Origin of the sequence: Lachnoanaerobaculum saburreum DSM 3986, assembly GCF_000185385.1 — a bacterium.
Taxonomy (GTDB): domain Bacteria; phylum Bacillota; class Clostridia; order Lachnospirales; family Lachnospiraceae; genus Lachnoanaerobaculum; species Lachnoanaerobaculum saburreum.
Genome location: NZ_GL622296.1, coordinates 1,729,158 through 1,734,501 on the forward strand (window position 1 = coordinate 1,729,158; position 5,344 = coordinate 1,734,501).

General features: G+C 33.8%; 3 protein-coding genes and 1 pseudogene. 2 read left to right on the forward strand and 2 right to left on the reverse strand.

Going from position 1 to position 5,344, the window contains the following annotated elements; all coding sequences use genetic code 11:
• The first annotated feature begins 518 nt into the window (after positions 1-518).
• Both HMPREF0381_RS07935 and trhA read left to right on the forward strand, forming a co-directional pair.
• A complete protein-coding gene (locus tag HMPREF0381_RS07935; protein WP_008751438.1) occupies positions 519-1,202 on the forward strand; it encodes a hypothetical protein in 684 nt (227 codons plus the stop codon).
• A 280-nt stretch (positions 1,203-1,482) separates the two neighbouring features.
• A pseudogene (gene trhA, locus HMPREF0381_RS07945) lies at positions 1,483-2,190 on the forward strand (PAQR family membrane homeostasis protein TrhA).
• Between the two features lie 159 nt (positions 2,191-2,349).
• Here the strand turns inward: trhA and HMPREF0381_RS07950 are convergent.
• Together HMPREF0381_RS07950 and HMPREF0381_RS07955 are read right to left on the reverse strand one after the other, a co-directional pair.
• Positions 2,350-3,456, reverse strand: a complete 1,107-nt coding sequence (locus HMPREF0381_RS07950; protein ID WP_008751441.1) for a glycoside hydrolase family 172 protein — start codon at positions 3,454-3,456, stop codon at positions 2,350-2,352.
• Between the two features lie 296 nt (positions 3,457-3,752).
• Positions 3,753-5,344, reverse strand: a 1,592-nt coding sequence (locus HMPREF0381_RS07955) for an IS1634 family transposase (protein ID WP_008751442.1), incomplete at its 5' end; no start/stop codon positions are given.

Sequence of the window (5,344 nt, forward strand, 5' to 3'; positions counted from 1 at the left end):
CTTAAAAGAATTGTATAAAATTAAATAGTTTACTCAAAATTTAAAACGTCGGAACTTTCATAGTACTTCGACGGAAGACGGGAAAAGAGCTTGCCAAGTAGAACAAAACGTCGCTGTGAGATTCATGGGTAGGAACTATATCAGGTGTAACCAACAAAAAGAAAATTTGGTTGTATGTAATAAAAATTATTTACAAACAAAAATAATTATGCTAAACTTACATTAACCAAGACGAGAGGGAATAATTTTGAAAATAGTATTCAGTAATATAGAAAACCTTTAGGCTTATCTCAACATAGGTTGGGAAAGAGGGTTGGAATATCAAGCATATTTATTGCTAATTTATATTAAAACTTAAGGTAAAAGGAGATTTAAGTTATGAGTAATTATATGAATCTTCAGAGGTATAAAAATGGTGATTGAGTAAAGTGTGTGATGTTTGTTGGTCATGAACAACATCCACACAAAACAGTATTCATATGATTAGGTTTTTATTTTGCAGAACATGAGGTTTTGATATGAAGAAAATCAAAAAAATAGTAGCTACATTATTGACTGCGGCTATGGTTTTTAATCTAGGAATGACTGGAGCATTTGCCAGTACAGATGACCAATATTCGGTTCAGCCAGTAATACTTGGAGGAGAAATAACTGAAGAAATAATAAGTAAAGCAGATCCATATATTGATTTAGGTCAAAATGGGTTGTTTGAAATATCAAATTACGATGATTTATCTAAAGTTTTAACTGTAACGGAAATTGAACTTGTTGAGGAGCAGATAAGCAATATCAATATTGAATTAAGAAACTCCATAAATGCATCAGATATTGAAAATATTTCAGTTGATGAAAGTTCTAAGCTATTAACAATTTATGCCAAAGATACAGAAGATGTGTTAATGGCAACAAGTGGAAAAGAAGGTGTAAACAAGATAGAGTGGCGCTGGTTTGGAATAAGGGTGTATCTTTCTAAATCGGTGGTAAATCATATCCTAAATGCTGGTGTTGCTGCTGGAGCAACATATATAGGAATACAGTTCCCAGGAGTTGGAATAGCAATTGCATCAGCAATATCTGCATATTTGATTACTGAGTTTGGTACTCAGCATATTTCACGAGCAATTTATGTTGATGTTGGTTTGAAATTGCCGGATTTATTAGATCCAGGATTAGTAGGAATTCGTGGATTTGGATTCCAGTGAAATGTTTAAGATACTTAAAATCGTATATCCCATTATAGTCGTAGTAGTATGGTTTGCTCTTTCTTATGTATTTTATGTTTTGAAACTAAGAGGAGTGCTTAAGTTTTTTGTGTATAGTCTTATTATTCTTTTGATGATTATAGTGGGCAGAAAAATATACCATAAGAATTAGAATTACATTTCAAACCAAATATCAAGCTTAAGGGTAGCTATTGTTTTAGCTACCTTTTTTATATTTACAAGGAGGAAATGACAATAAAAGAATTAAGGAGGGATGAATATGAACTCAAAATATAAAGAAAAGACAAGATTCAGAGTACTTCCGTGCACTATATCAATACAAATAAGGGAACCCGGCTCAGCACTTACTCACTTTTTGGGACTTATTCTTTTATAGATAGGATCCGGCCCGCTTATTCAAAGAACTATAGAACATGGAAGCCATTTAACTTCAATATCTATGTTTGTCTTTATTGTATCAACTACATTATTGTATGCGGCAAGTACAATATATCATTCCGTAGTTTTAGACCTTAAAAAGACAATGATTTTCCGTAAAATAGACCATATAATGATTTCTGTATTGATTGCCGGAACATATACACCTGTATGCCTTACCGCTCTTAAAGGAAAAGTCGGATTTATATTACTGACTGCTATATGGACACTCGCTATAGGCGGAATTATACTGAAAATTTTCTTTGTAAACTGCCCAAAGTGGCTCTCGTCCGCTATATATTTGATAATGGGATGGTTATGTGTCTTTGCACTGAAACCTATCTATAAGACATTACCTCTTTCAGGCTTCCTATGGCTGTTATTTGGAGGTGTCGCATACACACTTGGAGCGGTAATATATGCTTTCAAGCTGAAGTCGTTTAATGAAAAACATATTTACTTCGGTTCACATGAGATTTTTCACGTATTTATAATGCTTGGAACATTCTGCCACTATATGCTTTTATTCACTACGCTGTCATTCTACTGATAAAAAACAACGGGTACTGCTTATTCAACAGTACCCTTTTACTTTATCTACTATAACCTCTATCTACTATTTTTTGTGCCTTATAACAAAATTCATCTAAAGTTATCTCATATCTATTATTTTCATTTTCAGGACCGGAAACTATGCTTATTTTTATATCTATCTCGGACGCCTGTACTCCTTACTCAAAAGTTGTGAAAAAGGATTATGTGGTTCTCTCTGATACCAATAAGCAACGCTCGCAACATCATCTTGTCTCTCAAATAAGCCTCCGTGTCCAACACCGATTTGTTGTATAGTAACCTTTAAGTCTTCATCAAAACATATCGGATCTTGTATATGCCATCTATAAAATCCTCTCATCGGCAAACAGTCATCGTTATGGTAATCATTATGAATCAATTCATCATGTGAGGAATAATACGGATATCCCATATATGCAGTATTATAATTTTGTTCCACAGTCTTTCCGTTAACTTGCTTCGCAAAGCTCCAAGATCCTCCAAAATAATCTTCAGTCCCTGTACCGCATATTGTAGGATATTCCAAATCTCCGTCTATATAAAACTTTACTTCACCTTCGCCCCACCAGTATCTTTCCAATGTTGTCAATGCCAAATATGTACCTACATAATGACCTCTCCCTTTGACATTATCAAGTATCACATAGTCCTTACCTATCGTAGTCAATCTCTCTCTTCTCCACTGTGCATGAAAATATGCTACATCATCATTGAGTTCATCTACAATACAATAATCTATCTGATAGAAAAAAGCAGGTATCGGATTCGCATGCTGATTTTCCAAGGTGATTCTGGCTCTCTTTCTAAACGGCATCTGGAAATAACTGTTCATTCCGCGGTTCGGAATAACTGCTATAGGAATAGAATTAACTGTACATTCTCTTGCAAACCCGCAACAAAACAAATCTCCCAACGGACTCTCTACAGAAGGTACCACCTCATCATCCCAATATATCCTTATTACCAAGTCACTTAAAACAAAGCAATCTGCTTCTGTAGTCTTATTTGTAACTGTAATCCATATGTGATTTATGATACCCGGTCCCTCTATATCTGCAAGTGTTACAGTTGCACCGCTTGGTATATCCTTCAAACATGGGCTACCTTTTCTTGAAGGTCCAAGATTACTTGCCGCCATCCCGCCTTTTCCTTTTTCTCCTGTAGGATTTTCTGCATTTATTGCTCTGCTTTTTCTATTCTTCAAAACAGCTAAATTTCCTAAACTTCCATATAGATCATACATAAATTTTCCTCCAAATATTAACTATGATTTAACTCCACCTGCCATAATTCCGTCCATAATCTGTTTTTCTATATTTCCTATTTTACTCAATAAACCTGCATTTTCAATAAGACACTTATAACATTCAAATGTAGTGTGATTTTACAAATACTCTATAAGCTTCTTGAATAATACCCATTATCATATCCCCATCCTCATATAGAGAGAGAAATACTCATCTCTACAGTAAAACCTCTATTCTTGACTACTGTCTTTATTTTACCTGACTTCCGTCGTTTCTCTCAAAACCTGGTACTCTAGGTATCCAAGAGCATGCAGTTTTGAAAGAAATTGTCGACTTCAGCTTTGGTTAAATAGAGGGCATCAAGGTTACTAAAGCCAACCAGTTTTTTGACTTTTTCGTTAACAGATTGGTTTCTTGATATATTGATATATGTATTATCACCTTTATTTACCACCCTAAAATCACGCATAAAGTTGATCAAGTCATAAGAGTTTATTTTATTCTTGAAGCACTTGATTTCCAATACTCTTAAAAGAAACAAGCTAAGGTAGCATATCAAAAAATGTCCATAGATTGTTTCTTTTTTCTGTAAATAAACAGGTCTTGCATCTAGGTATGATTTTGTAAGTTTAAAAGATTCCTCGATTTTCCATAGGCTATGGTATGTCTTATATACCTGTAACGGATCCATATCTATCTCAGATGTAACTAAAAGATTATATCCTGCATATTTAAGGTCTTCATCAATCTTAGATTTATTTAAATCTATTATAGGCTTTATGGTCTTGCCTGTACTATCTTTAGTTATGATGTCTACATATTTAGCACAATCTCCAAGTTCATCTTTAGCTATATTTTTGTATGTAGAAAACTTTGAAGCTTTATCAACCATCTTCATTATTTCAAGCCTTTGTTTTTTTGCAAGATTAGGATTATAAGAGACGATACGCTTTTCTTTTACAGAGAACTTTGTAACACTTTCTTTTCCTGTTTCCGGATCAATCTCTTTAAAACTGTAATCAAAGCTGTCAATACATGATTTAAGACGAAAAGATATATTACCTTTTTCATCAGTATAGTTAGAAAAGACATTTGTATCATTCTCAAGTAGAACCCATTTCTTTTCCTTTTCACTTAGATTCTTACCATGTATTGATTTTGAGAATATATAGCCGTCATTAGCTTCTTTAACGGCAGAATAAATATTTCTTGCACAATTAAGGCCTTTATCAGCCACCTGTATGGTCTTACCTGATACGTTATGTCGTTGCTTCATTTCTTCAATAACTTTTCTGATATACGGCTTTTCCGATTCGTTTCCGGGATACATTTGCATGGAGACAGGTACAAGATCAGCATCTAAAAGCAAAGCTTGCCCTATTATCGGAGAGTGCCTATTCTCTTTTGAAGGTACCTTTTGTTTGTCATCACTAGGGATATCAATTTCAAAGTAATAATTAGTACAATCGAAAAATACATTGCTTAAATCTCTTTTAAAATACTTTTCATAAGAGTGATTAAACAAATCAATGTACTTTTTATAGGACTCTCCTATGAAAGAACACCCGTCATATACTTGGTCTTCAGAGATTGTAGAGCTGCCATAAAGGTATGGAAAGACATGAGAGGCTGTCTTTGACTTAGAGCATGGAGATATAACCCTTGCATAAATAAGTTGTGTAATTAAGTCAAATACAGAAAACTGAAAACGCATTTGAGAAGCAAGTATATCAATAGTCTCCTTAACATCAAGCTCATCAATTAATGAGTAAAGCAAAAAGTATCCTATATTAAGTTCAACAGGATTTGAAAATGCACGAGGACGTGACTCTTCAGAGAGATCTTTTGTTCTATTCTCGTTTTGCTCTTTTATGTAGTCGCTAT

What these genes read in the sequence shown, in the direction of transcription:
- HMPREF0381_RS07935 (WP_008751438.1), top strand. Translation starts at nt 519, where the DNA reads ATGAAGAAAATCAAAAAAATAGTAGCTACATTATTGACTGCGGCTATG.
- HMPREF0381_RS07950 (WP_008751441.1), bottom strand. Translation starts at nt 3,456, where the DNA reads ATGTATGATCTATATGGAAGTTTAGGAAATTTAGCTGTTTTGAAGAAT.